This is a genomic window from Photobacterium sp. OFAV2-7 (assembly GCF_022347985.1).
GTDB lineage: Bacteria > Pseudomonadota > Gammaproteobacteria > Enterobacterales > Vibrionaceae > Photobacterium.
Window position 1 is genome coordinate 1 of record NZ_JAKRFQ010000009.1, and the last position, 24,805, is coordinate 24,805.

23 protein-coding genes and 1 pseudogene are annotated in these 24,805 nt (G+C 49.1%); 8 read left to right on the top strand and 16 right to left on the bottom strand.

The genetic code is table 11. From position 1 onward, the window contains the following. The 6 genes from MHN01_RS02100 to MHN01_RS02125 all read right to left on the bottom strand — a co-directional run. Positions 1 to 513, bottom strand: a 513-nt coding sequence (locus MHN01_RS02100; protein WP_239409824.1) for a hypothetical protein, incomplete at its 3' end; no start/stop codon positions are given. Positions 514 to 800: 287 nt separating this feature from the next. Next, complete coding sequence (locus MHN01_RS02105; protein WP_239409825.1) at positions 801 to 1,670, bottom strand: endonuclease/exonuclease/phosphatase family protein; 870 nt, start codon at positions 1,668 to 1,670, stop codon at positions 801 to 803. A gap of 479 nt (positions 1,671 to 2,149) precedes the next feature. Continuing rightward, positions 2,150 to 2,557, bottom strand: a complete 408-nt coding sequence (locus MHN01_RS02110) for a hypothetical protein (RefSeq protein WP_239409826.1) — start codon at positions 2,555 to 2,557, stop codon at positions 2,150 to 2,152. 11 nt (positions 2,558 to 2,568) lie between these two features. Continuing rightward, on the bottom strand, positions 2,569 to 4,872 hold the full coding sequence (locus MHN01_RS02115) for a hypothetical protein (protein WP_239409827.1): 2,304 nt from the start codon (positions 4,870 to 4,872) through the stop codon (positions 2,569 to 2,571). Continuing rightward, positions 4,859 to 6,511 carry a hypothetical protein gene (locus MHN01_RS02120; RefSeq protein WP_239409828.1) on the bottom strand — a complete coding sequence of 551 codons (1,653 nt, stop codon included), beginning with the start codon at positions 6,509 to 6,511 and terminating at the stop codon, positions 4,859 to 4,861. The genes MHN01_RS02115 and MHN01_RS02120 overlap by 14 nt, the downstream gene beginning before the upstream one ends. Next, complete coding sequence (locus MHN01_RS02125; protein ID WP_239409829.1) at positions 6,511 to 7,761, bottom strand: site-specific integrase; 1,251 nt, start codon at positions 7,759 to 7,761, stop codon at positions 6,511 to 6,513. Before MHN01_RS02125 ends, MHN01_RS02120 begins: the two co-directional genes overlap by 1 nt. 160 nt (positions 7,762 to 7,921) lie before the next feature. Here MHN01_RS02125 and MHN01_RS02130 point away from each other — a divergent pair. Beyond that, a pseudogene (locus MHN01_RS02130) lies at positions 7,922 to 8,536 on the top strand (ATP-binding protein); the annotation flags it as partial. Between the two features lie 20 nt (positions 8,537 to 8,556). Here the strand turns inward: MHN01_RS02130 and MHN01_RS02135 are convergent. From MHN01_RS02135 to MHN01_RS02155, 5 genes are all read right to left on the bottom strand, one after another. Beyond that, complete coding sequence (locus MHN01_RS02135; RefSeq protein ID WP_239409830.1) at positions 8,557 to 9,027, bottom strand: DUF523 domain-containing protein; 471 nt, start codon at positions 9,025 to 9,027, stop codon at positions 8,557 to 8,559. A gap of 64 nt (positions 9,028 to 9,091) precedes the next feature. After that, a complete protein-coding gene (locus MHN01_RS02140; RefSeq protein ID WP_160656609.1) occupies positions 9,092 to 9,694 on the bottom strand; it encodes a thiol:disulfide interchange protein DsbA/DsbL in 603 nt (200 codons plus the stop codon). Between the two features lie 69 nt (positions 9,695 to 9,763). Next, on the bottom strand, positions 9,764 to 10,753 hold the full coding sequence (locus tag MHN01_RS02145) for a serine/threonine protein kinase (RefSeq protein WP_239409831.1): 990 nt from the start codon (positions 10,751 to 10,753) through the stop codon (positions 9,764 to 9,766). A 156-nt stretch (positions 10,754 to 10,909) separates the two neighbouring features. Beyond that, positions 10,910 to 12,340 carry a cytochrome c oxidase accessory protein CcoG gene (gene ccoG / locus MHN01_RS02150; RefSeq protein WP_239409832.1) on the bottom strand — a complete coding sequence of 477 codons (1,431 nt, stop codon included), beginning with the start codon at positions 12,338 to 12,340 and terminating at the stop codon, positions 10,910 to 10,912. A 271-nt stretch (positions 12,341 to 12,611) separates the two neighbouring features. Continuing rightward, a complete protein-coding gene (locus MHN01_RS02155) occupies positions 12,612 to 12,878 on the bottom strand; it encodes a YihD family protein (RefSeq protein WP_239409833.1) in 267 nt (88 codons plus the stop codon). 202 nt (positions 12,879 to 13,080) lie between these two features. On the opposite strand from MHN01_RS02155, the gene MHN01_RS02160 reads away from it, so the two are divergent. From MHN01_RS02160 to MHN01_RS02175, 4 genes are all read left to right on the top strand, one after another. Next, a complete protein-coding gene (locus tag MHN01_RS02160; protein WP_239409834.1) occupies positions 13,081 to 13,356 on the top strand; it encodes a hypothetical protein in 276 nt (91 codons plus the stop codon). 192 nt (positions 13,357 to 13,548) lie between these two features. Beyond that, positions 13,549 to 14,226, top strand: coding sequence for a FadR/GntR family transcriptional regulator (locus MHN01_RS02165; RefSeq protein ID WP_239409835.1), 678 nt, complete (start codon positions 13,549 to 13,551; stop codon positions 14,224 to 14,226). A gap of 147 nt (positions 14,227 to 14,373) precedes the next feature. Continuing rightward, positions 14,374 to 15,162, top strand: coding sequence for a sporulation protein (locus MHN01_RS02170; RefSeq protein WP_239409836.1), 789 nt, complete (start codon positions 14,374 to 14,376; stop codon positions 15,160 to 15,162). Positions 15,163 to 15,290: 128 nt separating this feature from the next. Further along, the gene (locus MHN01_RS02175) at positions 15,291 to 15,950 is read left to right on the top strand and encodes a hemolysin III family protein (protein ID WP_239409837.1); all 660 of its coding nucleotides are present in this window, start codon (positions 15,291 to 15,293) and stop codon (positions 15,948 to 15,950) included. 77 nt (positions 15,951 to 16,027) lie between these two features. On the opposite strand, the gene MHN01_RS02180 is transcribed toward MHN01_RS02175, so the two are convergent. The 5 genes from MHN01_RS02180 to def all read right to left on the bottom strand — a co-directional run bounded on the left by MHN01_RS02180 (position 16,028) and on the right by def (position 21,821). After that, a complete protein-coding gene (locus MHN01_RS02180) occupies positions 16,028 to 17,473 on the bottom strand; it encodes a TrkH family potassium uptake protein (RefSeq protein ID WP_239409838.1) in 1,446 nt (481 codons plus the stop codon). A gap of 6 nt (positions 17,474 to 17,479) precedes the next feature. Continuing rightward, complete coding sequence (gene trkA, locus MHN01_RS02185) at positions 17,480 to 18,856, bottom strand: Trk system potassium transporter TrkA (protein WP_075761989.1); 1,377 nt, start codon at positions 18,854 to 18,856, stop codon at positions 17,480 to 17,482. A gap of 91 nt (positions 18,857 to 18,947) precedes the next feature. Next, the gene (rsmB, locus tag MHN01_RS02190; RefSeq protein ID WP_370646396.1) at positions 18,948 to 20,237 is read right to left on the bottom strand and encodes a 16S rRNA (cytosine(967)-C(5))-methyltransferase RsmB; all 1,290 of its coding nucleotides are present in this window, start codon (positions 20,235 to 20,237) and stop codon (positions 18,948 to 18,950) included. Positions 20,238 to 20,352: 115 nt separating this feature from the next. Further along, entirely contained in the window at positions 20,353 to 21,297 is a 945-nt protein-coding gene (gene fmt / locus MHN01_RS02195) for a methionyl-tRNA formyltransferase (protein ID WP_239409840.1), read from the bottom strand. Positions 21,298 to 21,308: 11 nt separating this feature from the next. Further along, complete coding sequence (gene def / locus MHN01_RS02200) at positions 21,309 to 21,821, bottom strand: peptide deformylase (protein ID WP_239409841.1); 513 nt, start codon at positions 21,819 to 21,821, stop codon at positions 21,309 to 21,311. 334 nt (positions 21,822 to 22,155) lie between these two features. Here def and MHN01_RS02205 point away from each other — a divergent pair, with 334 nt between their 5' ends. The 3 genes from MHN01_RS02205 to MHN01_RS02215 are packed head-to-tail and all read left to right on the top strand — an operon-like array spanning position 22,156 to position 24,793. Beyond that, positions 22,156 to 23,223: a LysM domain-containing protein gene (locus MHN01_RS02205; protein ID WP_239409842.1), complete on the top strand. Its 1,068-nt coding sequence runs from the start codon at positions 22,156 to 22,158 to the stop codon at positions 23,221 to 23,223. After that, on the top strand, positions 23,220 to 24,317 hold the full coding sequence (dprA, locus tag MHN01_RS02210) for a DNA-processing protein DprA (protein WP_239409843.1): 1,098 nt from the start codon (positions 23,220 to 23,222) through the stop codon (positions 24,315 to 24,317). Before MHN01_RS02205 ends, dprA begins: the two co-directional genes overlap by 4 nt. A 2-nt stretch (positions 24,318 to 24,319) precedes the next feature. Then, positions 24,320 to 24,793 carry a DUF494 family protein gene (locus MHN01_RS02215; RefSeq protein WP_075761983.1) on the top strand — a complete coding sequence of 158 codons (474 nt, stop codon included), beginning with the start codon at positions 24,320 to 24,322 and terminating at the stop codon, positions 24,791 to 24,793. The last annotated feature ends 12 nt before the right edge of the window (positions 24,794 to 24,805 follow it).

Below are 24,805 nucleotides of genomic sequence, written 5' to 3' on the forward strand. Positions count from 1 at the left end.
CTTTTCTTGGAACTCCAAGGTTAATTTTGGTCGTTGAATTGGCCAGGTGGTTGTGTCTATTTTTAAATCTTGCATCCGCTGGACTAGCATACCTTTGGGACGATACTGAAGCTGGTCTCCTTGAAATACTTCTTTTCCATTCTCTAAAGTTATTTTACCCGAATCATATGACCACATTCTATCTGCAAAGATTACATCGCCAAGTTCTACTTTGCCTCTTCGCCCTGCACAAATGCCTGTCATAGCAAGACATCTGTACGTTGAATCTTCCAACATTTTGTGTGTTAAAACGCTTGCTTCTTCGCGACCCATGAAAGGAGACCATGTAGCACGAATTGATAGATTTAGAGTGTCAGGTGTTAAAAAAGTCGCATCCGCTACCACATATCCACTAGAGTGGTCTTTTTTCTGCCAACCCGGAGATTTAATTCCATCGTCTATGTTTAAAAGTTGCTCAAACTCATCTTTTAAAGCGCACATAATTAAAACGTCAACGTGTTCGTTATTTTTCAATGTAACCTCCCTACCTTTGCGAATACTTAGTTTAACCCTACCCATATTGCTTGAAGCTAGATAAAAATCAACTAGGTAGTCTACATTTAACACTGTTGAGGAATAGTTTGAAACTTAAGAGATCAATAAGCTGAAAAGGACAACCCTTATAAAGGAGTATGAAGATAATCTTAACCTATGATTCTAAGTCATTTTTTAGGGGGGAGCTCAGAATGAGCTCTATTGAACAAATAAGATCTCACCGTGGGTAACACGTTAATGCATTATCCACGGCAATGGTGCATTATTTATAAATCAACGGTAGCTACAATAGGACAATGGTCTGATAACATGGATTCTTCGCTGTCCTCGACTTGATCATTGTTAACATCTACATAATTAACGATTGAAACTTCAAGCTCGTCGAAACTAGTTACGATGTGATCCACTCCTTGGTCAGAAGAATATCTAGGACGGCAGCTATTTAAACTGCTTGTATTAGCTGTCATACTCCGTTTCTCGGCATCGCCATTAAGAAAGTAGTCATCATCATTAAACTTATGGTTAAAATCGCCTAAAATGACTAACTCCTTTGAACTAGGCTGTTTATTAACCCATTTTGTTAGAACATCAAACTGTCTTTTTTTGACATCGCAGTTGCTACCGTTAGAAAGGACATCTCCACTATGGCAGGCTGATTTTAAGTGAACGTTAACAAGTGTCGCTTTTGGTAATTGAAGGACCAGGCCGTACCTTAAAGCGTTATTGCCTTCTAAATCTAACTCTGTCAAGTTGTCGGTTTTGCTGTACTGGTATTTAACTGATTTCTTAACTGCGTACGCAACTCGCTGTTGGGTGGTTTTATACTTTTTGTTATGTCGACAATCGTATGTTTTCCCTGTCCGTTCGCTTACAATAAAATTATAAACAGCAGGATCAAAGATTCTTTCCAAAGCCTTCGCTGACTCCACTTCCTGAAGAGCATATATATCGGCATCAATGGAACTGGCTACTTCTGAAAGCTTTATATAGTCCTCATCACTTCTTGGTGCGCAACTTGTGTTGCTTTTCGCGGTTAAAAATTCAACATTCCAGGTTGCTATTTTAAGAGAACTGGCGAATGCACTTGAGTTAAGAAGGGAAAGTGCGAGATATATCCCTATAGTTCTTATATTCATTAAAGCCTCTTTATTTTTTAACCAACTGATCGATAGTAATAGTAGTTCATAGAGATAACTTAGTAGTGTAGTGGCATAGTGAATTTGGTCACCTGATTAGAGGTGCTAGAGTGCTCCTCATACATAGTAGGTGACATTATGGCAACACGTACAAGAAGAACTTTACTCCAGAATTTAGCTTGAAGCTGCTCAATTAGTTGTCGAGCAAGGTTACTCAGTAACCGAAGCGGCCTCAGTAATCTCTCCGCCCTTGGCGGCACAATACAACCTTATGCTTGCTATAGCTCTGATAGGTAAACATTACGGCTGTCGACTTTGGTCTTTGATGTAATAGCTTTCTTCAGTGCCTTCTCATCACCTAGCCAATACATGCTCTGTGTTGCCCTTGTTATTCATTATATTGAGGCATTCCTTGTCTTTCCAAGCAACGAATTTAGCAATGTTTTCCTCTCCCTAAGTCTTGACCACTAGGTATATCTTTACCCCTTTATTTTCTTCATTGTTTGCGTGAATACATCCATAACAGCGGGATTGCTCTGAGCAACAGCATTCAGCTCTTTAATAAAAAATTTGAGGGCAGCGACTTCCTTTTTGTACAATTCAATTTCATTTTCCAGTTGTTGGGTCTGCTCAGCGAGAGCAATGTCTTTTTGCAAATATTTAAGTAGCTTAGGCGCTTGAATAGGTTTCCCGCGCAACTCTTGTTTCTTAATGATGTAAGCATCTTTGATGGCGATATACTGGGATAGAGTCTGTCTAGTCGTTGTGATTTCAAGGTGCTCCTTGATTCTCTCAACGAGCAAATCCCATGTGAGTTTGGAGCGCCAGCCCTTAATCAATGCCTGAATTTTAATTTGTTGCTCAGTGTCTAATGATGGTAATGCCATGTCTGATATCTCTATAGGAATGATAAATAATCAGCCATTGTTTTCTCAGCAGGTAGGTGCTTCGAGCATTCCTTGATAGCCTTTTTCAATACTGATTTTGTGTTAGGTAGATTGAGTTGATGATGCGTAACCTTTTTGGCATCAATATCCGTAATGTGGATTTTATTAGATTTAGTGAGAACCCGAATCAACGACCCTTCCTTAATCTCCTTATCGCTCATCAAGGACACCAATTCCCGTAACATGCAGGTGTTCCGATGATGGACACTGAACCAAGCCTGTTGATTTTCACTGGAGCAAAAGTTTGGGTTATTCGCTATTTTCTCTAATCGCCGCTCCTGTGCCTCTAAATCCCTCGTTAATAGGGCTATAGCATCTTTGTCGTGTGCGATATGGCAGGAGGATGAGCATAGACTGCATTGGGTAGCAAAGTCGTTTAAATACGAGCAGGGAGACGTTTGAAGGTTTTGGGTACATATCCCTGTACTAGTTACACTGGTCGCAGTTTGACAAGCATCCTTGTATTTTTTACTGCTGATGACTTTTATATTGATGTCTTTACCTGAATTTGAATACAGGATATCGGATATAGCGGAAGCTTTTTCTGCATCGGTGCGGTGAATGTAGTGCATGATTTGTTCTGGGGTCTTACGCCCAGACCATAGGTTGATTAGCGAATGAGGAATACCCTCTCGTTCAGCAATATCATTATGCCAATGACGCAGTTGATGAGGGTTGAGCTTAAAGTTGCTATCGAAACCGTGTCGAACAAAAAGGTTTGTGCTACTACGTTTACCCATATCACTAGAAAAATAATCACCTAATTTGCTTAGAGGTATAAGCATGTAGTGCCCCCCATTTGCTGTTTGTCCATTTCTTCCCAACATTAGCTGATTTGTAGTGAAAGCAAAAAGGGCGTATTGATATTGGCACTTTCCTTTGGCTGATTTGTTGTAACCAATAGGAAATCCCTTTAGGTTCTCTATTGACTTCTTCAGCATCACGTTTTGAAATTCTGTGACAGTAACAACTTTTCTGGGACTCGCTTGGTTCGAGTAATATGCTTCTAGGTTTTCATTTATATGTGCTCTAGAAGACCCAATGGCCTTTCCGTGTAAGTAGGTGTTGTATTTGCACCGATCGACTATCAATAGCTTATCTTTGGGTTGTAAATGAACGATTTCTTTAGTGAAAATCTTATGTGAACCTCTGACGCTAAACGAAGCCCCTTTTGTATTTGGCGTAACTCGAACGAAGCCATCACCGTTATCATAAAAGCCCAGTAAATAACCTAAATGGATCAAGCTAATTGGCTTGTTCATGTCAGGATTGAGCTTCTTTAAGTTTTTATGGGCAGGGGCAAATTCGCCCAATACAGTTTTTAGTGGCAATGATGGCTTTTCATAAAATCGAGCTAAGATACGAGCAGGCTCACAGGCGATAGCCATGTATTCAAGGGCTCGATCTACTGGTTCTGCCATGATATCGATAAAATGCTTTTGATTGGCCTTAAAGCCTTTTGAGCCTTGCCAATCGAGATAATGAACTGATTCATCTGTGCCTCTTACCACCTCATCTTTTGATTTCAACCGCTGTAGCGTTAACACCGTTTGCTCAGCATCAACACGGTTAGGAGAAGCCATCGCAATAGCTGCCATTGCACAGGAAAAAGTCTCACGTTGGTTGGCTGTGGAATGGGTATTCCATTGACTGCGATCTGATGGGATCACATCGTGAAATATTGCCCCCAATGCCAACAATAACTTGGTGTCAGGTATTTTATCCTTCTTGTGGTCAACAACATCACTGCCAGTCTTTTTCTCTTTCTTGTTTATGACTGGCACTTTTAATGCCGATGGAATCATTTTGTTTTCCTGTAGCCAATTAATAAAGGGTGGTAAACCGCTACAATCGCTGGTTTCTAATACTATTGATTCCAATAATGCTTGTGTGATGTAGGCGGGATTAGATTTTAATTTACCCAGAAATTCTCTGGCTTTCCTAAGTACTTGGGTTTTACGGGATATTCCATATTTATTGCCTACTACCTCTATGGTAAAAGCAAAGTACAGATGTCTTAATTCAAGTGGTAACAACTCTGAAGCTTGGAGTTTCCGATTGAGACGATGGTGTTTTACTTTGTTATTGGAGAAGTAAATATTTAAGCTTTTTCCTTTGGCGTCGTTAAAGATGACAGCAGGTTCATCCCATGTAGCTATCTGTCCTTTGGGGGTTGTAAAAGCTGTTATTGGATGCGCCATTAACCTCTCGATATGCTTCTTTTGATTTTCAATGTAGCGACTAATCTCCGTCATGACATCCCCCTCCATTTGACACCTTAATTTTCTCACAAACCTTAATTGTGGCAGTTATATACAAGATAATAATCCGTAAGCTTCTCACTGTTGCAGCATCACCATTGGCTTTGTTTAGTTCATACTTTAATACTGCTTTGTCTAAATATTGCTGATGTTCAGCATTGTCTAGCGGGCGAAAATTATCACAGGGGTAACATGCCATAGGTGCTCCAAGTTTTTTATTGCAACTGACACAATTAGAAGGGTTAGATTGAATACCGATCTCTTCGTCGAACTCATTCTTAACAGCAAAGCCTTCTTCTTGCAGCAAGGCTTGTACCGGGGTTTTGCCAAAGCGATTTAATACCTCATTGTCAGCAAACGCTTGGTTTATTTGCACACGTTCTGCAACATTTAAGTCGATATAATCCGTGACTGACGACTCCCTGACTCCTGTTATTTGAGCTAGGAATGGTCTAGTTAATCCCATCGCAGCACCTTGAGTAAGTACTGTATGGCGCAGACGGTTGTTACCTAGCTTTAATTTCTTGTTATGTACACGATCAGATTTAGTCTCTAAGTTATTGAAGCAATTAGCTATCATTTGGTAGAGATTTACACTAGATGAGTGGCCGATGTTCGATATGACTCCAATTGCTTTGAATAAGTTGGATTTTGAGACAAACTTCATTTCAAAGAGGGACTCATCTGAGATTATTGGGCAGCGCATCATTATTTCTCGACGCTCATCATCAGTTAACTCAATACCCTCTTCCTTTAAATGTTCTATGAGAAATTTTTCATAGTGGCGGTAATACCGCCCGATAAGGGTTGATAAGTCTGGCTCTAGAAGATGCGATGTCTTTTCCGCCTGAGTCCTAAATGTTCCACTTTTACCTTTGAATGTGCGAAAGTGAAGGCGCTCTATATCGCTAAAAAGAGGCTCTGAAAGGGGAAGCCAATTTTTCTGCCCTTTCGATAACCTTTGGTTGGTAAATGACTGACCTACGGGTAATAGATCGCACCATTTTGATTGGACTAATTGAGTAGGGCGTCGAACAGTGGCTATCATCAGGTGACATGCAATGAGAACACGATACTGATTTAGCTCAGTTATGTTTTTGCAATAATCTGGTAGTTGGTTAGTCGCTAGATATAATTGCTCTGTAATCGAGTCATATTCCACTTCACTGTAAGCCCCCTTTGTTGGGTCTAATATATTATTAGCTGAATTTATTGTTGGACGGTTGTCAGAAGCGTATTTATAGATTTTGTTAAAGTATACCACTTTCCCATGCTTCATCATTACAGCGAGTGTTGCTGCAATACTAACCTTATACCTTGCCGAGAGTGACATCCATCGTATCTTGAAGGCTTCAAGTGTGAGTGAATTATTAATTACCTTAAGGTCATTGGAAATCCTCTTAATACTATTAGGAGCTTGCTTTTTCGCTACATTTGCAAGTCCGACTCGAATATCTATAAATGTCTGCTCGTCATAACCTGCTTCGTACATCCATGAAAGGTAAATGGTTACTTTTGTATCGAGTTGCCATATATCTTCAAAGATATCGAACGTAAAAGCTTCATTCTTTGCGCTATATTGTCGCTGACCTTTAAAGTTTGATTGCAATCTATTGACTTGTTCTTTTTTCATTAATCAATGTCTCCTTGCGGTGGCACCGTCTTATTCTGGCGACCTGATGATAAATCACTGATTTTTTTTGCTATTTTGAACTTGTTGTATAGGCCAGCCATAGTGCTGCTTTCGCTCCAACCCATCGCGAATTTTCTCAAGTCGTCGATTTCACTCATGCTATGTCCAGCCTCAGTAGCTTTATCGTCGAATATCTCGTTCCATTTGTGGCGCAATAAATGAGGGTGTATTTCGAACTGAATGGCTTTACCTAGTTTATGTATTACATTGTATAATGAGCCATAGGTCAGCGGCTGGCCTGCTGTTTGTCCTTTCTCGCTGATGAAAATAAAGTCATGTGATTCTGATTGAGGGAATGTGGAACGAATCGACTCAATATACCATTTCAGCTTCTTCATAAGCTCAGGAGAAATGGAGGCAGACAACGTTTTCGTTTTATTCGATGCTCTGTTCTTTCGGGTGTCTGTCTTGTCTTTCGGAGTTCGAGTCACCATCAATCGAGGGTTACTCCACTCATCTTTCACATCACAAAGCTTCAGCTTAAGCACACAGCCAGCACGAATCCCAGTTTCAATGAAAATATCCGTCATTATCTGATTTCGGAGCTTGGAGCCTTTCCACGGGTTTTCTTCATGCTCAGGCTTGATAACCTCCAGCATCTTAAAAAACAGGGGATCAGGAATGGCTTTCTCGAATGGGTCTTTCGTGTCCTCATTACTATCACTGATAATATCAATGTAGCCCTGAATTAACCGTTCAAAATCAGAAAACTTTTCTGAGACTGAAACAGGTGGATTGAAGTCAAAGTGGCGGCAGATATAAACATATTGAATATACTTTAAAAAATGCTTCAGCCTCATCCGTACCGTAAAGGCTGAACACTGGGATTCAGAGTGTTGGGTGATATGGATAGCATTATGAAGCTGTTTGTCAGTTAGCTGAACGACATTCGTGTCTAGCGATGGCTTGTCGGCATAGAACTTACAATGGGTATTAAAGCTATCGATTTCCGCCTTTGTGAAGAACTCGCCAGATGCCACCCGCTCAACCATATCTATATCTTCGGACTTAAAATATCTGTAGATGAAGAGCAGAAAGCTTCCATAGCTATCAATAGTACTGTCAGCATTTTCGCTAAATGACGTATTCAGGTGCCCATTCAAGTAAAGGCAAACAGGAAACATTCCTTCCTCAATAAGGTAGAAAGTGTTGCCCTGTGGATCTCTGTATTGATTTAGTGATACATCCATTACAAAACCATAAATAACTTAACAATAATTTCAACATGGAAGGTTTTTTGTTCTTTGTAAAGAATTTGTTTGTGTATGTTTTAATCAAGTTGCTGTTTTTGAAGTTTAAAATATAGATGCTTGTTGATTGCATTATTTACAAAATAGATATTAATACTAAATGCCGGAGTTCGAGCGCAAGGTGCTGGACTCACTGCGCGAGCCGCTGGAATCGGGGGAAATCGTGATATCGCGTGCGACCAGCAAGACCTGCTTTCCGGCACGCTTTCAGTTGATTGGGGCGCTGAATCCGAGTCCGACCGGGTATTACGAGGGAAACCAGGCCCGAACCAATCCGCAGGCCATCCTGCGCTATCTCGGGCGCCTCTCCGGCCCGTTGCTCGACCGTTTTGATATGTCGATTGAAATCCCGGCCCTGCCGCGCGGCACATTGGCCGAAGGTGGCGACCGGGGTGAACCGACGGCAGATGTCAAAAAGCGGGTTTGGCAGGCCAGAGAAGAGATGCTGGTACGTTCTGGCAAGGTCAATGCGCTGCTGTCGACCCGGGAGCTGGACCGACACTGTGTACTTGCCAAAGCAGACGCCGAGTTTCTCGAGACGGCCCTGCATCAGCTTGGGCTGTCTATTCGTGCCTATCACAGGATCATCAAGGTTGCCCGGACCATTGCTGATCTGGCTGGCTGCGCGCAGATAGAGCGGGGACATCTGGCCGAGGCGCTGGGCTACCGGGCGATGGATCGGCTGTTGAAGCAACTGACGGCGCAGGTTGTCTAGTGGCTGAGGTTTCGTCGGCTTTAGGCTTTATCTTCGAGGCTGTTGAGGGCGCACTCTAGCTCGTCAAGCTGATATTCGCTAAATACTTTGATGCCGTGTGCGGTGAGGGCCGCCGCTGCCAGTCCCTGTCCGGTGATCCTGGTGCCGTCAAACTGGCCGTTATAGATAAAGTGACTGCCGCAGGAAGGGCTGTTTTCCTTCAGCAGCGCAAGTTGGATATTGTGTTGCTGGCAAAGTGCAACGGCTGCCTTGGCGCCGGCCTGAAACGCGGCTGTCGCATCATCGCCTGTGATGGTGGCGACGTTGCCATTGGTCTGGATTTCGGCTGGCGGTCGTGGTGTTGGCAGCCCGCCGCTGATCTCGGGGCAGAGGACGACTAGCCTCCCCTGTTTTCTCCACTTATCAAGAAGCGGATGGGTAACGAGGTTGTCATTACCGTCATACCGTACGGCATGGCCGTACAGGCAGGCACTGATCAGGATTTTTTCCACGCTCTCTTCCCTGGTCTCCAAAAAAAAGAAGGGCCAAGCGGCCCTTCTTTTCAAGTGTAACGGGTTATTTTTTCAATAGGAAGTTAACCAGCTCGAAGTACTCGTCGGCCGATTTAACTTTGCCTGTTTGTACCAGGTACTTGTTGTTAACGATAACGGCTGGCACACCGGTCAGGCCGCTGTCCTGGAAGGCTTTGTTGGCACGGTTAACCATAGAGTTGACGGCAAAGCTGTTGAAGGCACCATCGAAGTCATCGGCACTGATCCCCTCGTCGATGAAGATCTGGCGTAGCTCTTGGTCATTGCGAGGTGGTTTTTGCATACCATGGACACGGTTGAACAGGACCGGCACCATTTTGTCCTCGACATTAAGGACCACGGAAGTAGCATAGGCCTTGCTCATTGATGGCCCCATGGAACCACCCATGAAAGAGACATGGTTTTTCTGCAGCTTGGCATTGTCCGGCAGGGTTTTCTTCAGCTGCTGGATCATTGGCTCAAAGCTATTACAGTGCGGACAGAAAAATGAGAAATACTCAGTGACAACCGGGCTGGTGGACTGCGGCAGATCCAGCACTTTGTAGTAATCACCTTCTGTGAATTTAGCTGCCTGAACAGAGAAAGACAGTAAAGCGACGCTTGCCAGCGCGAGTAGTTTCTTAAACATGTTGCGAGGTACTCCCTTAAAAAGGACTGAAATAACCAAGGTTATTGTTCCATTTGTGTTTTCGTTTTCTTACCACTGCGGCATCAGCTGCAATGGTGGTTCGTTTAAAGCGGCGAGTTGTTCTTTGAACGCCAACACCTGTCCTTCCCAGTATTTGTTATCGGCAAACCAGGGGAAGGCACGGGGGAAGGCCGGATCCTGCCAGCGTTTGGCGAGCCAAGCCATATAGTGCACCATTCTAAGACCGCGCAAAGGCTCAATTAGTTGCAATTCTTTCTGATTGAAGTCCGCAAACTCGCTGTACGCCTCCAGTATAGTATCGAGCTGGGCGAGCTGGTCATGGCGCTCGCCGTTGAGCATCATCCAGAGATCCTGTATGGCAGGGCCGTTGCGGGCGTCGTCCAGGTCGACAAATAGCGGGCCGTCACGCCAGAGAATATTGCCGGGGTGGCAGTCGCCGTGCAGACGCAGTGACTGCCAGTCGGTGTGCCAGTGCTGCTCCAGCTCTCGAATAAGCAGGTCGAGATCGGCAAAGAAAACTGTCTTCAGGTGATCGGGGATGAAATCGGCTTGCTCAAGAAGCTGTCGTGGCTGATGAAGGTATTCATCCAATCCGATGGTCGGACGGTGTGCAAAAGGCTGTCGCCGGCCTACCTGGTGAATGCGGCCGAGGTAGCGCCCGACCCATTCCAGCTGATCAAAGTTATCGACCTCGAACTGGCGTCCGCCTAGGCTGGGAAAGAGTGCCAGGCGGTGCTCACCGAAGTGCTGCAGGGTACGGCCTTCAAAGGCGATTGGCGCGGCAACCGGTATCTCCTGTTCGAGCAGTTCATGGGTAAAGTCATGCTCTTCCTGGATTTGCTCATTGCTCCAGCGCTGCGGACGGTAGAACTTGGCAACGTAGCGGGCACCGTCTTCGGCACTGAACTGGTAGACCCGGTTTTCATAGCTGTTTAGGGGAAGCAGGCCTGACTCGGCACGGACTCCGATGCTGTCGAGTGCATCGAGCAGCAGCTCGGGGGTCAAATCAGAAAAGCTAAAACCGTCTTGTTGTGTCATATGAAAAATTCCGCAGCCAGTATCAGAGCCTGTCAGTATATACCCAAGCGACTTCAAGATGCTCGTTCCGGCGAGAATTACTTGGGGATAGCATCATAATAAAAAAGGGCCGTCAGCGGCCCTTCTTTACATAACTTTGCTTTACTTTGCCGGAGGTTAGCGTAACTCACCGATAAAGCGGCTTTCGGTCTGAAGCTCTATTTTATCCTCACCCTCTCCCCGCTCCATGATAAAGGTGATGTCGGCAATCGGCGACTGCAACAGGTAGGGGTCAACGCCCAGGCTGACCGGCAAGGTAAAGACTTCACCTGCCTCGACTGTCACTTGTTGCTGACCGTACCATTCGATTTCCTCAAGCCCCTCGACACGCAGGGTGTAGACGGCCTGTTGTTGGGTTTTGTTGAGGATCTTCAGCGTGTAGGTATTTTCAACCAAGCCTTCAGTGTTGACCCTAAATAGCTGGTTGCGATCGCGGATCACGTCCAGCCCCATAGGCTGTACCGAGGCTAGCAGGAAGAAGAACAGTCCGACCATGGCAATCATCACCGCGCCGTAGCCGATGAGCTTCGGTCGCATAACATGGGTCTTGTGACCCTCAAGCTTGTGCTCGGTGGTATAGCTGATCAGGCGTTTTTCATACCCCATGCGGTCCATGGTTTCATCACAGGCATCCACACAGGCGCCGCAGTTGATACACTCGTATTGCAGCCCGTCACGGATATCAATACCGGTCGGGCACACCTGGACACATAGATTACAGTCGATACAGTCACCGAGGCCGAGCTCCTTGGGATCTTTTTTGCGTGAACGGGGACCGCGGGCTTCGCCACGCTCGGTGTCATAGCCGACAATATAGGTGTCCTTGTCGAACATCGCCGACTGGAAGCGGGCGTACGGACACATGTGGATGCAAACAATCGAGCGCATCCAGCCGGCATTGGCATAGGTACAGGCGGTAAAAAACAATACCCAGAAGCCTGCCCAGAAGCTGGCATTGAAGGTAAAGAAGTCAATTACCAGTGTCTTGACCGGAAAAAAGTAACCGACAAAGGTTAGGCCGGTAGCAAGGGCAACTGCCAGCCAGGCGACATGCTTGAGGACTTTTCTGCCTAGCAGCTTGCCGGTTGGCTTCATGCTGTCCTGCTTGCGCCTTTTGTTGGCCGGTCCTTCAAGCTTTTCCTCGAACCAGATGTAGATGAAGGTCCAGACAGTTTGCGGACAGAAATAGCCACACCAGACCCGGCCCAAAAAGGTGGTTACAAAAAACAGGGCAAAGGCCGCGATCATAAACAGGGTTGCCAGCAGGGTGAGATCCTGTGGCCACAGAGTGGTGCCGAAGAAGTTAAACTGTTGCTGGCCGATATCCAGCAAAATCGCCTGGCGATCGCCATAGGGGATCCAGGGCAGCCCCATAAACAGGATCATCAGCAGCCAGCCCATTTTCTGGCGTAGCTTCTGATAGATCCCCTTTACGGCACGGACATAGATTCGATTACTCGGATTGAAGCGATCGGAGTTGCCCTTATGGGTTTTGGGGTTGAATTGTTGCGGTGTGACATCCTTTATTTTGATTTTCTCATGGCTCATGACATTACTTTCCTTGGGTTACCCCATATTTATAAATATAGCTAGGGGTGTCGGCAGGTACATTGCCTGACCGATAATGTTGTAATTAGCGAACAGATGTTATCAGCTGATTATATTACAGACGATTTTGTTATAACTCTAACAAGGTCATAGTTTGAGAAACAGATACAGATAGGGCACTGGCGGGGTATAACAGAAGGGCTCTGATGGCCGAACGCTGGAGCATCAGGCTCGGCCATCGGGAAAGGTTGGGGTTTACTAACCGTCACGGCTACTTGATGATGCCACGTGCGCGCAGGATGGCGGTTTTAAAATCGTCTTCGCAGTCTTTGGCGATGCCCGGGATCATTTCCTGCTTGTCACTGTTGCGCATTTTCAGGTGGTAAATCAGCACATCATCGGTAAGTGCTTCCAGCTTGCCTTCATACTTTGCTTCCTCAGCCAGCTTGAGCAGAAACTCGACCAGGTTGAGATCCGGTTCTTTCTGCCACTCAGGATGCAATAGTTCAATCAGTTCGTTGACGCGATGGGTTTTCATTTCTTTCTCCACAAGTTAGGCCGAGTGAATCTTTTTCGATTCTATAATCATAATTTTATTGTGGGTAAATTAACCCAAACCCGGCAACGATACAAACGGGATGCAACACCGGCGTCAAAAGAAAAGACAGCCACAGGGCTGTCTTTGGTATTGAATGCAGTGAGTCTATGCTGCCTGTTCGTTATCAGTACATTGCTGGGCAATGACGGGCTCTGCAGTCGTTATCGTATGGATCTCGGCGACGTGCTGTGGCGCTTTCCTGGCTTTGAATGTCGGCGCATGGGAAGTTGCACGCAAACGAGAGGGACTACGAGGGGTACTTACATACCTGACGGGAGATGCTGGACGCATGGTTCACCTATTGTCAGGCGCATCCGTGGCCAAATTAATCGAAATATCTCCGCCGTTATTCTTGCTGGCAAAACCGATCCTGTGCGGAAATATTGGTCTGGTTGAATATTTTTCGCCGGGAGGATAGCAGTAAGCTATTGTGATGTCGAGCGAAAAGTAACCAATAAAAACTGCGCTTCAGGCCGCATTCGGCAGGTCTAAAGCAATAAAATGTTAGTTGAATCGGCATCTGTGAAGATAAGCTGTTTCTCGGCAGGAGCTTTGTGGTCTAATGCGCGTAGCTGGTAACTATTATAAAAAATAGCCCGGGAGGGACTGAATGGAACGGGAACAGCAGCGGTTGGTCACCAACCGTAATTTATCTTATAAACTGGCTGAGTCGATTGGCCAGCGGATTTTACGTGGAGAAACGGTTCCTGGTGATATTTTGCCGGGAGAAGTGGAATTGGGCGAAATGTATGGCGTGAGTCGGACAGCGGTTCGCGAAGCGATCAAAATGCTGGCGGCCAAGGGGATGGTACTTCCCCGCCCCCGGATCGGCACCCGGGTGCTGCCGAAACGCAACTGGAACTATCTGGATCAGGATTTGCTGGCCTGGCTGAGCTTCGATCATCATACGGAACTGGTGAATGAATTCCAGCAGGTTCGAATGACCCTGGAGCCGGAGGCGGCGGCACTGACGGCTGTTCATGCCAGCGACGAGGATCGTGAAGAACTGCAGTCGCTGATGGATGAGATGTATAAACTGGGTGAAGAGTTTGATCAGGAAAAATGGATTGAAGTCGATACCCGCTATCATCAGCTGATTTATTTTGCCTCGGGTAACCACTTTATCAGTCCGTTCGGCAATTTGTTCAAGGCGGTTTTTGAAAGCTATTTTAGGATCATTACCCGCGACCGGGTTCTCAAGCTGGATATCCATCAACGGATCGTGGACGGTATTATGGCCCGGGATCCCGAGGCTGCCCGTCAGGCAACGATCGAATTGCTGAAATAAGCTGAAAGAAACCGAGTGATTTTTTGAAGCGGAGCCCAGGCTCCGCTTTTTGTTCCTGGTTTTATCTCCGGTTACTCCTTGCAGCATAATGCTATTCGCTGCACTATAAACCTGTTTCATAGCTTGCTACAGGAGTGAGGAGTCGTTATGTCTTTGTTTCGGAAAAGTCTCGCCAGCCTTGGGATCGGGGCGGCGAAAGTCGATACTGTTTTGCAGCGTGATGTGTTGATCCCCGGAGAAACCTTGCCTGTGTCTATCCATGTTCATGGCGGAGAGACTGCGCAGGCGGTCAGTAATATCCATTTGTTCCTGTGCTGCCGCTATGAAGAAGAAGTCGCATCAAGCCGTGGCGACAGCCAGCACCGCACCGAGAAAGTCAGCCAGACCTGCACGCTGGCCACCTGGTCTCTGCCCGAGGCGTTTACTATTGAAGCCGGCGAAGAGCGCCTGTTCGACGCCGAACTGGCACTGCCGTTTAATACCCCTATAACCATCGGAGATGCCAAAGTCTGGCTGGAAACCCACCTGGATATTCCGCTGGCGTTCGATCCCAAGGATAAAGATATCTTGACGGTTCGCCCGGATCCCTTGATGGATGGCGTGTTTACTGCGCTGGAGCAAGCCGGCTTGCGGATCCGGCAGGTTGAGTGCGAAGCGGCTGATGGGTTTGAGCTGCCTTTTGTCCAGGAGTTCGAGTTTGTACCGGTGTCCGGCCCGTTTCATGGCCGTTGGCGAGAGCTGGAAGTGGTTGCCTACCGTGACAGTGATGGCCTGCAGCTGTGGTTCGAAGTCGATCGGCGACTCAACGGTTTGACCGGTATGCTATCTGGTTTCCTCGGCCGTGGCGAACTCGAGCGACAATATCATGTGCCGGCAACAATCAGTCCTCAGCAGGCGGGAGAGCTGATACTCGACTATCTTGATCAGACGACCTGACGAAACGCCGGTTACTCTACGCGCTGCGCTTCCCTCTGGCCGAAATTAAATTTCAGCTTACACCTGTAAGCTAAAGTGTGCCATACTAGTTACCTATTGAGTTTTAACTCTAGTAAGGACGACAGCGGATGGCTAAGACTATGGCCTCAGAGCCTGGATATTCTGTGGCAGAAGAAGTGGCAAACAGCGTGAGCCATGGGTTGGGAATGATTTTTGGCATCGTGGGCCTGGTATTGCTGCTGAACCAGGCTATCGAGGCTGATGCGGATGTGCTCAGCATTACCAGCCTGAGTATCTATGGCGGCAGTATGATCTTGCTTTATCTTGCCTCGACGCTGTATCACGCCATCCCGTTTGAGCGGGCCAAACGCGCGCTCAAAACCTTTGATCACTGCGCGATATATTTACTGATCGCCGGAACTTATACTCCTTTCCTGCTGATCTCGCTTCGTACCCCGCTGGCTATTGGCCTGATGACAGTTATCTGGGTGATTGCCTTTGTCGGTATTGTGTTAAAGATTGCCTTTGTTTACCGGTTCAAACGTTTGTCGCTGGCAACCTATCTGGTAATGGGATGGCTGGCGCTGGTGGCGGTCTACCCGCTGGCGCTGTCGCTATCGACAGGCGGGTTGGTGTTGCTGGGGCTCGGCGGGGTGATCTATTCGCTGGGAGTTGTCTTTTACGTCAATGATCGCCTGCCCTATAACCATGCGATTTGGCATTTGTTTGTGTTGGGTGGAACGGTGTGCCACTTTTTGGCCATTTATTATTACGTGACGCCAGTCTAGAGCGCATATAACCGATAGAAAAAAGAGAGCCTAGGGCTCTCTTTTGTTTTCTGCGGGTAATTGGTTTCTGAGTGTAATTAGTTACGCCAGAAGGCCGGGAAGAAGACCACCAGTACGGTCAGGATCTCCAGCCTTCCCATCAACATGCCAAAGCTCAGGGTCCACTTGGCCATATCCGGCAAGGTTGCAAAATTGCCGGTCGGGCCAATTACCTCTCCCATTCCCGGTCCGACATTGGCGACTGCGGTTACCGCCCCGGTAATACTGGTGATGGCATCGAGCCCCATCATGCCAAGGAGTGCGGCAACAATCACAATGGTAATGATGAAGGTTAAAGCGAAAGCCACCACAGAGCGGACGATGCCATCTGTGACCGGCCGGCCGTTATAGCGCTGGATAAAGACGCCGGACGGGTGGATCAACTGCATCATCTGTTTGCGCAGCAGGGCAAAGGCTACTTGGAAGCGGAAAATTTTGACCCCGCCGGCTGTTGAGCCGGAGCAGCCGCCAACTAGCATGATGAAGGCAAAAATAATCGTCGGGAACGGACCCCAGGTGGTAAAGTCTTCCAGTCCGAAACCGGTGGTGGTCACGACCGAGATAATATTGAACAGCGATACCCTGAAGGCATCGATAAAACGGTAATCGAGCTGCCAGGTCAGCCACAGGGCGACAGCCAGCCCGGCGGAGAACACCAGCAGGGTGAAGCCACGCACCTGGGCATCGCTTAGCAAGGCCGTCGGTTCTTTCTTGCGCAGTGCCTGGACAAACAGCAAAAACGGCAGGCCTCCGGCAAACATAAACACAATCGCGACCCAGTGGGCACTGTTGGAAAAGTGGTTCATCGAGCCGTCAGACGTCGAGTAGCCGCCGGTCGACAGGGTGGTAAACGCGTGGTTGATGGCATCGAAGGTATTCATCCCGGTGAGCTGGTAGCCGATCACGCAAAGTCCGGTCAGGATCAGGTAGACGTTGACGATATTCTTGGCCACGCTCTTGGTTCGCGGCGAGCTTTTATCTGACCAGTCTGACGACTCGGTCTGGAACAGCCGCATACCACCGACGTTGAGCATCGGCAGGATGGCCACACCCATGACGATAAACCCGATCCCGCCGAGCCATTGCAGGGTTGAGCGCCATAGCAGGATACTCGGGGCCATCGTGTCGAGTCCGCTGAGTACGGTGGATCCGGTGGTGGTGATCCCCGACATGGTCTCGAAATAGGCATCGGTAAAGCTGATATGGTTAATGAACACAAACGGCAGTGCGGCAAAGGCGCTGGCAATGGTCCAGACAAAGGTGGTGATCAGGAACATTTCTCTGACCCCCAGCTTGAACTCGGCTGTGCGGCCAAACGTCAGGCACAGGAAGGCCACCGAATGGGTGATCAGTACGGCGGTGGCAAAATCGATAAAGCCACCGGTGCCGGTAAAGAAGGCCACTAGGGTAGGCACGTACATGAATAGGGCGATCTTGGATAAGACCAGCCCTATAACAAATAAAATGGGACGGTAATTGACCATAATTTTTTACAGGAAGAACGGACTAGGTTGGAACAGGCGCTCTACGTCTGGGATATATTTCTTGTCGACCAGGAACATCACAACGTGATCATCTTGCTCGATAACGGTTCGGTCATGGGCGATCAGAACTTCGTCACCACGAACCACGGCACCAATGGTCGTGCCCGGTGGCAGTTTGATATCGCCGATAGCCTTGCCGACCACTTTCGAGGTGCTTGAGTCGCCGTGGGCAATGGCCTCGATGGCTTCTGCCGCACCGCGACGCAGCGACGAGACGTTGACAATATCGGCTTTACGGACATGGGTAAGGAGTGCCGAGATGGTCGCTTGCTGCGGCGAGATGGCAATATCGATGGTACCGCCCTGTACCAGATCGACATAGGCACCGCGCTGGATCAGCACCATGACCTTCTTGGCCCCCATCCGCTTGGCCAGCATAGCCGACATAATGTTGGCTTCATCGTCGTTGGTGACGGCAATGAAGACATCGATTTGCTCGATATGCTCTTCGCTCAGCAGTTCCTGATCCGAGGCGTCACCACAGAAGACAATGGTATTTTCCAGCATCTCGGACAAGTTTTCAGCCCGCTCCGGATTACGCTCGATCAGCTTAACGCTGTAGGTCTGTTCCAGGCGGCGGGCCAGACCGGCACCGATGTTACCCCCGCCGACGATCATCAGTCGCTTATAAGGTTTTTCCAGACGCTGCAACTCGCTCATTACCGAGCGGATATGGTTGCTGGCCGCAACGAAGAAGACCTCGTCATCGGCTTCGATAATGGTTGTCCCGCGCGGGCGGATTGGTCGTCCCTGGCGGAAAATCGCGGCAACACGGGTATCGACGTGCGGCATATGCTCGCGCAAGGCTGACAGGGCATTACCGACCAGCGGGCCGCCATAATAGGCCTTGACGGCAACCAGGCCGACTTTGTCTTCGGCAAAGCCGACAACCTGCAGGGCCCCCGGATATTCGATCAGGCGCTCGATATAACCGGTGACCAGTTCTTCCGGGGCGATAAGGTGATCGACGGGAACGGCATCGGACTGGAAGAGGTGCTCTTTCTCTTTCAGGTATTCCGGAGAGCGAATACGTGCCACCCGGTTCGGGGTATTGAACAGGGTGAAGGCAATCTGGCAGGCAATCATATTGGTTTCGTCGGAGTTGGTTACCGAAACCAGCATGTCTGCATCCTGCGCACCGGCCTCCCGCAATGTACGGGGATGGCTGGCAAAACCTTGTACCACTCGCAGATCGTACTTGTCCTGCAATTCTCGAAGACGCTCGGGATCTTTGTCGACGATGGTGATGTCGTTGTTCTCGCCGACTAGGTTTTCTGCCAGTGTGCCACCGACCTGACCTGCGCCAAGGATGATAATTTTCATAGCATATGCCTGATGATTTTTTCTGACTAGGTTACTACGTTTTTTTTCAGAGGCTACATTCATAGCCTCCGATTTCTAAGTATTTAGATTTTTATATTAGGGATTTACGGATGACGGCGTAGTAAAAACCGTCCATATCGTGCTCGCCCGGAAGGATCTGGCGGCCAGGCTGGGCCGGATCACTATCGAGCAGCTCGGCATCCTGGGTGCGGCCGAGGAAGGCTTTCACCTGCTCGCTGTTTTCCTGCGGGGTGATTGAACACGTCGCATAAACCAGGGTGCCGCCCGGTTTTAGCTGTTGCCACATGGCATCGACGATTTCGGCCTGCAACTGGGCCAGCGCCTCGATGTCATCGGCACGGCGCAGCCACTTGATGTCAGGGTGGCGTCGGATCACCCCGGTCGCCGAGCAAGGGGCATCCAGCAAAATGCGGTCGAACTGCTCGCCCTGCCACCACTGTTCCGGGTAGCGGGCATCGGCACACAGTACTTTGGCATCGAGTTTCAGGCGTTGCAGGTTGTCATGGACCCGCTTGAGGCGGTTGTCGTCACAATCGATAGCAACAACTTGCGTTTCAGGCTGGCGCTCCATGATATGGGCCGTCTTGCCACCGGGTGCCGCGCAGCAGTCCAGGATAAGCTCGCCGGCTTGCGGGGCGAGGTATTCGACAGACAGCTGGGCGGCTGCATCCTGCACCGAAACCCAACCATCGGCAAAACCCGGTAGTTTGCTGACATCACACGGCTGGTGCAGGCGCAGTGCATCCAGGGCTTCCGGGTGAATATCGGTGGCAATGCCCTCGACATCTAATAGCTTGCGATATTCATCACGGCTGTGGTGGCGGCGGTTGACGCGCAGCCACATTGGCGCCTTGGTGTTGTTGGCGTCAATGACCGATTCGAACTGTGTCGGGTAGCTTTGCTTTAGCAGCTTTAACAGCCAGCCTGGGTGGCCGTATTTGCCGGCATCATGGCTGAGTGACTGTTCGTCAAGGCTGTCTTGCTGGCGCTGGTAGTTGCGAAGGACAGCATTGATCAAACCGCGAAGCTGAGGCTTTTTCAGGTTCTTGGTGGCATTGACGGTTTCGGCCACGGCGGCATGAGCCGGAATACGCATGTAACCGAGCTGATATAGGCCGACCAGGATCAGGTGATGGAAAACCCGTTGCTTGCCTTTGAGTGGCTTGTCCATCAGCTGGTTGGTGATAGATTCCAGGCGGGGCAGCCAGCGCAGTACGCCATAACAGATTTCCTGCAGCAGGGCATGGTCACGTTCTCTGATATCTTGCTGGGCAGCAGGCAGAGCGTTAGACAGGGACTGGCCCTGATCAACAACCTGATAGACCACTTTGGCTGCAGCGGCTCTTACGTTCATTGGTATTTCCTGAAGTTGTTTCCGTGAACATACCGCGAAGGTTCGCCGGGTATGTCAGCGGCAGAATAGTTTCGATTCCGTAGGCGGAAAAGAAAAGCCAGTGCAAGCACTGGCTTGGTTATTACAGTACGGTGCCGGGTTCGAACCAGTCACGGCGCGAGTTGAGTAAATCTTGCACCTTCATGGCTTTTTTGCCCGGAGGTTGCAGCTCGGTAAGACGCAGGGCACCCTCGCCTGTTGCAACTAGGATACCTTGCTTGTCGGCACTGAGGATGGTTCCCGGTGCCTTGCCCAGGTTGTCGGCTTCTACTTCGGCTTGCCAGACTTTGACATTTTGCTCGGCAACCGCAAAGTAGCTCATCGGCCATGGGTTGAAGGCACGAATACAACGCTCGATAGCGGCTGCGTCCATCGACCAGTCGATCTTGGCTTCTTCTTTGCTGAGCTTTTTGGCGTAGTTGGCCAGCTCATCATCTTGCTTTTCGGGTACGGCGGTTCCTGCCGCGATATCGGCCAGACAGTCAACCAGTGCATCCGGTCCCAGCTCGGCCAGTTTTTCATACATGGTGGCGCTGGTATCGGTTGCCTCGATTGGCAGGGTGGCAATCTTCAGCATATCGCCGGTATCCAGTCCTTCGTCCATCTGCATGATGGTAACGCCGGTTTCTGTATCGCCGGCCCAGATAGAGCGCTGGATCGGGGCGGCACCACGCCAGCGTGGCAAAATAGAGCCGTGGACGTTGATACAACCAAGCTTTGGTGTTTCTAACACCTCTGTCGGCAGCAATAGACCATACGCAACAACAACCATGATATCGGCATTGAGGGCCGCCAGTTCCTGCTGGGCGTCGGTATTGCGCAGCGAGGCTGGTTGATAAACCGGAATATCGTGCTCAAGAGCGATATTCTTGACCGGGCTGGCGGTTAATTTTTTGCCGCGCCCTGCCGGACGGTCCGGCTGGGTATAGACGGCAATAACATCATGCTGTGAAGACAACAACGCCGCCAGGTGACGGGCGGCGAAGTCTGGGGTACCAGCAAATACAATACGTAACGGTTTGCTCAAGGTAACCTCGATTATTGGTTCTTTTCGTTGAAACGCTTAATTTTCTCTAGCTTTTGCTTGATGCGCTGACGCTTCAGAGGCGACAGGTAGTCAACAAACAGTTTGCCGGCCAGGTGATCCAGCTCGTGCTGGACGCAGATAGCGAGTAAATCGTCAGCGTCGAAAGTGAATTCTTTGCCGTCGCGGTCAAGGGCTTTGACGGATACTTCCGCGGCACGCGGCACAAGTGCTCGTGCACCTGGAACAGACAGACAGCCTTCTTCAATCCCGTCTTCACCGCGCTTTTCGGTGATCTCAGGATTGATCAGTACCATTGGCTGATTGCGCTCTTCAGAAATATCGATCACGACGATACGCTGATGGATATCAACCTGAGTCGCTGCCAGGCCAATGCCTTCTTCGTCGTACATGGTTTCCAGCATGTCATCGACAATTTTTTGGATCTCAGGTGTGACGGCTTCAACAGGTTTGGCGACGGTGCGCAGGCGCTCATCAGGGAATGTTAATACTTGCAATACAGACATAGGTACTCGTAAAAATAGACAGTGCTGAAAACTAACGTAGCTTATTTGCTCTAATTCTAGTCATTTTAAAGCGCAAATAATAGCACCTGACGGGATTAGATGATGCGAGTCTTGCTGATTGGCAACGAATGTTTGCACTCTTGGGCTTTCATCTTTCCGCAAAACTGTCTGCCGGGAGCACAATCACGCGTGCCCGGGTGTAAAGCGAGGCCACTGGCAGTGAAGTGTGCCGAAAAACTGTGTCATTGCTGTTGGCAGCCGTAGACACCAGCCGTCAGAGGTGCCACTTTTCAATTGATAGTGAATATAAGTGTATGTTTCGGGAGGATAATGCGTGAGGCTGTTTGTGTTACTCTGGGGGCTGATCCTGCCGATGTCGAGCTGGGCCAATGCTTCTCAGCCGGAGGTAATAGCCAGCGCTCCGTCGGAATATACCGTGAAAGAAGGTGATACCTTATGGGATATCTCTGCCCGTTTCCTCGCCAACCCGTGGCTGTGGCCCAAACTATGGCAGGCCAATTCCTATATTGATAATCCGCATTTGATTTATCCCGGAGATCAGCTCCGCCTTGTCTTACGCAATGGCCAGCCTCACCTGCTGAAGAAAAAGGTGGTCAAGCTCTCGCCGAGTATCCGGGTTAAACGATCGCCAATCACGACCTTGCAGGCATCGGTGTTACTGCCCTATCTGGCCGAACACCGGCTGTTGACCGCGGGCGATGTCGAGCGCTTGCCGAGAGTGCTGGGGGACAGCAAGGAAAAGAGTTATATGTCACCCGGCGATGCAATATGGGTTGATTCGGTGTTGGAGCCTGGTGACTGGTGGGTGTATCGACCCGGAAAGGTATTTACCCGGCAGCTATCACAGGGAGAGGATATCGATCCGGTCAGGGGACTGAAAGAAATTGCCAAGGTAACCGTCGTTGGAACTACAGAGGAGCTCAGCCAGGTCCGTCTCCAGTCACTTAGCCAGGAACTCCGTCAAAATGATGTGTTGCTGCCAGCTTCTTTGTCCGGCACACAAAGCTCGCTCAGTTTTGTCCCCTCCGAGCCGCCACGGGACACCCGGGCTATGTTGTTAGGCCACTTCGACAACCAGAGCTATATTGCCGTCTCGGATGTTGTCGTGATCGATCGCGGTCACCTGGACAATGTATCGGCGGGTAATGTCTTTCGTCTGTATCGGTCCGGCGCTGTGGTGGAAGGTGAAAAAGGCGGGTATCAGTACAAAACCAGTCGTTATATCTGCAATCAGTATCCATTGAGCAAGATTGGGCTTGGGGAGGTCATGGTGATCCGGCCGTATGAGCACTTTAGCCTGGCAGTTGTCATGAAGGCGACTGAACCTTTTGTGCCAACTGTACTGGCCTTGCCGCCGCCTGCTACCGATGCGCCGTTATGATGAGTGATCTCGAGAGTTGGCTAACCCTGGCTGCAGTACCGTATCTGGGTGGGAATCGAATCAGTCAGTTATTGCAACATGCAACGCCGCAGCAGCTTTGCCGGATGTCAGCCGAACAGCTCCAGGCTATCGGACTCAAGCCTAAGCAGGTATCCAGTTTGCTCCGGCCGCAGTACCAGCGTATTGAACGTTGTCTGGAGTGGGCCGAATGCGACCGGCATACCATCTTGACGCTGGACTCGCCCGGTTATCCGCCATTGCTGAGAGAAATAGCGTCGGCCCCTCCCCTATTATTTGTTCGTGGTGAACCTCATTGGCTGCATGAACCTCAGGTAGCCGTGATTGGCAGTCGTTCAGCCAGTATTGATGGTCGTGAATCGGCCTATGAATTTGCTGCATCGCTGGTCGCCGCAAATTATGTTGTCACCAGCGGTCTGGCGCTTGGCGTCGATGGGCAGGCGCACTACGGAGCGTTAAAAAATGGTGGTGCGACAGTTGCCGTGTTGGGCTCGGGACTGGAACAGATATACCCTGCCCGCCACCGGGAGCTGGCAGGTAAAATTATCGAGCAAGGCACCTTGGTGTCGGAGTTCTGGCCGGATGAGAAACCTCGTCCGCAAAACTTTCCCCGGCGCAATCGAGTGATCAGCGGGTTGTCCGTTGGCGTATTAGTGATAGAGGCTGCCGAAAGAAGCGGCTCATTAATCACAGCGCGTTACGCATTGGAACAAGGGCGGGAAGTTTTTGCCCTTCCCGGTTCGATTCATTCACCGGGAAGCCGAGGATGTAATGCATTAATTAAATCTGGTGCTAAATTGGTAGAAAGCCCGGTCGATATTTTTGAAGAGGTTGGTACGCTGACGGAGTGTGTGAAAAATAACCAGTTAGACTCATCGTTACCGCAACCTGAAAATGAGGAATTGCCATTTTCATCGGTGTTGGCTAACGTAGGCAATGAAGCAACACCCGTAGATGTAGTTGCTGAACGCTGTAAACAACCCGTACATGAAGTTATGATGCAATTGTTGGAATTAGAATTGCAAGGTGTTGTCACTACAGTGCCCGGTGGCTATATCAGAACGAGGAGGGGCTAGTTATGATGGATATCCTTATGTACCTGTTTGAAACCTATATCCACAGCGATGTGGAGTTGCTGGTTGATCAGGACGAACTTTCAGACGAGCTTCTGCGTGCAGGCTTTCATCAGGACGATATCTATAAAGCTCTGACATGGTTAGAGAAGCTGGCTGCGTTGCAAGACACCGAGAACACTCCTTACATGAATAACAGTGCTGTCACTTCTATTCGTGTATACACCGCCCAGGAAATGGCTCGGCTGGATATTACCTGCCGTGGCTTCCTTACTTATCTTGAGCAGATCCATGTACTGAGTGGCGATACCCGTGAGATGGTTATTGACCGGGTGATGGAGCTGGAAACCTCAGAATTTGCCCTAGATGATCTGAAGTGGATTATTTTGATGGTGCTGTTTAATGCGCCTGGTAATGAAAGTGCCTATAGCCAGATGGAAGAGCTGTTATATGGTGCGGAAGACGGGTATATCCACTAATTGACTCCTCTC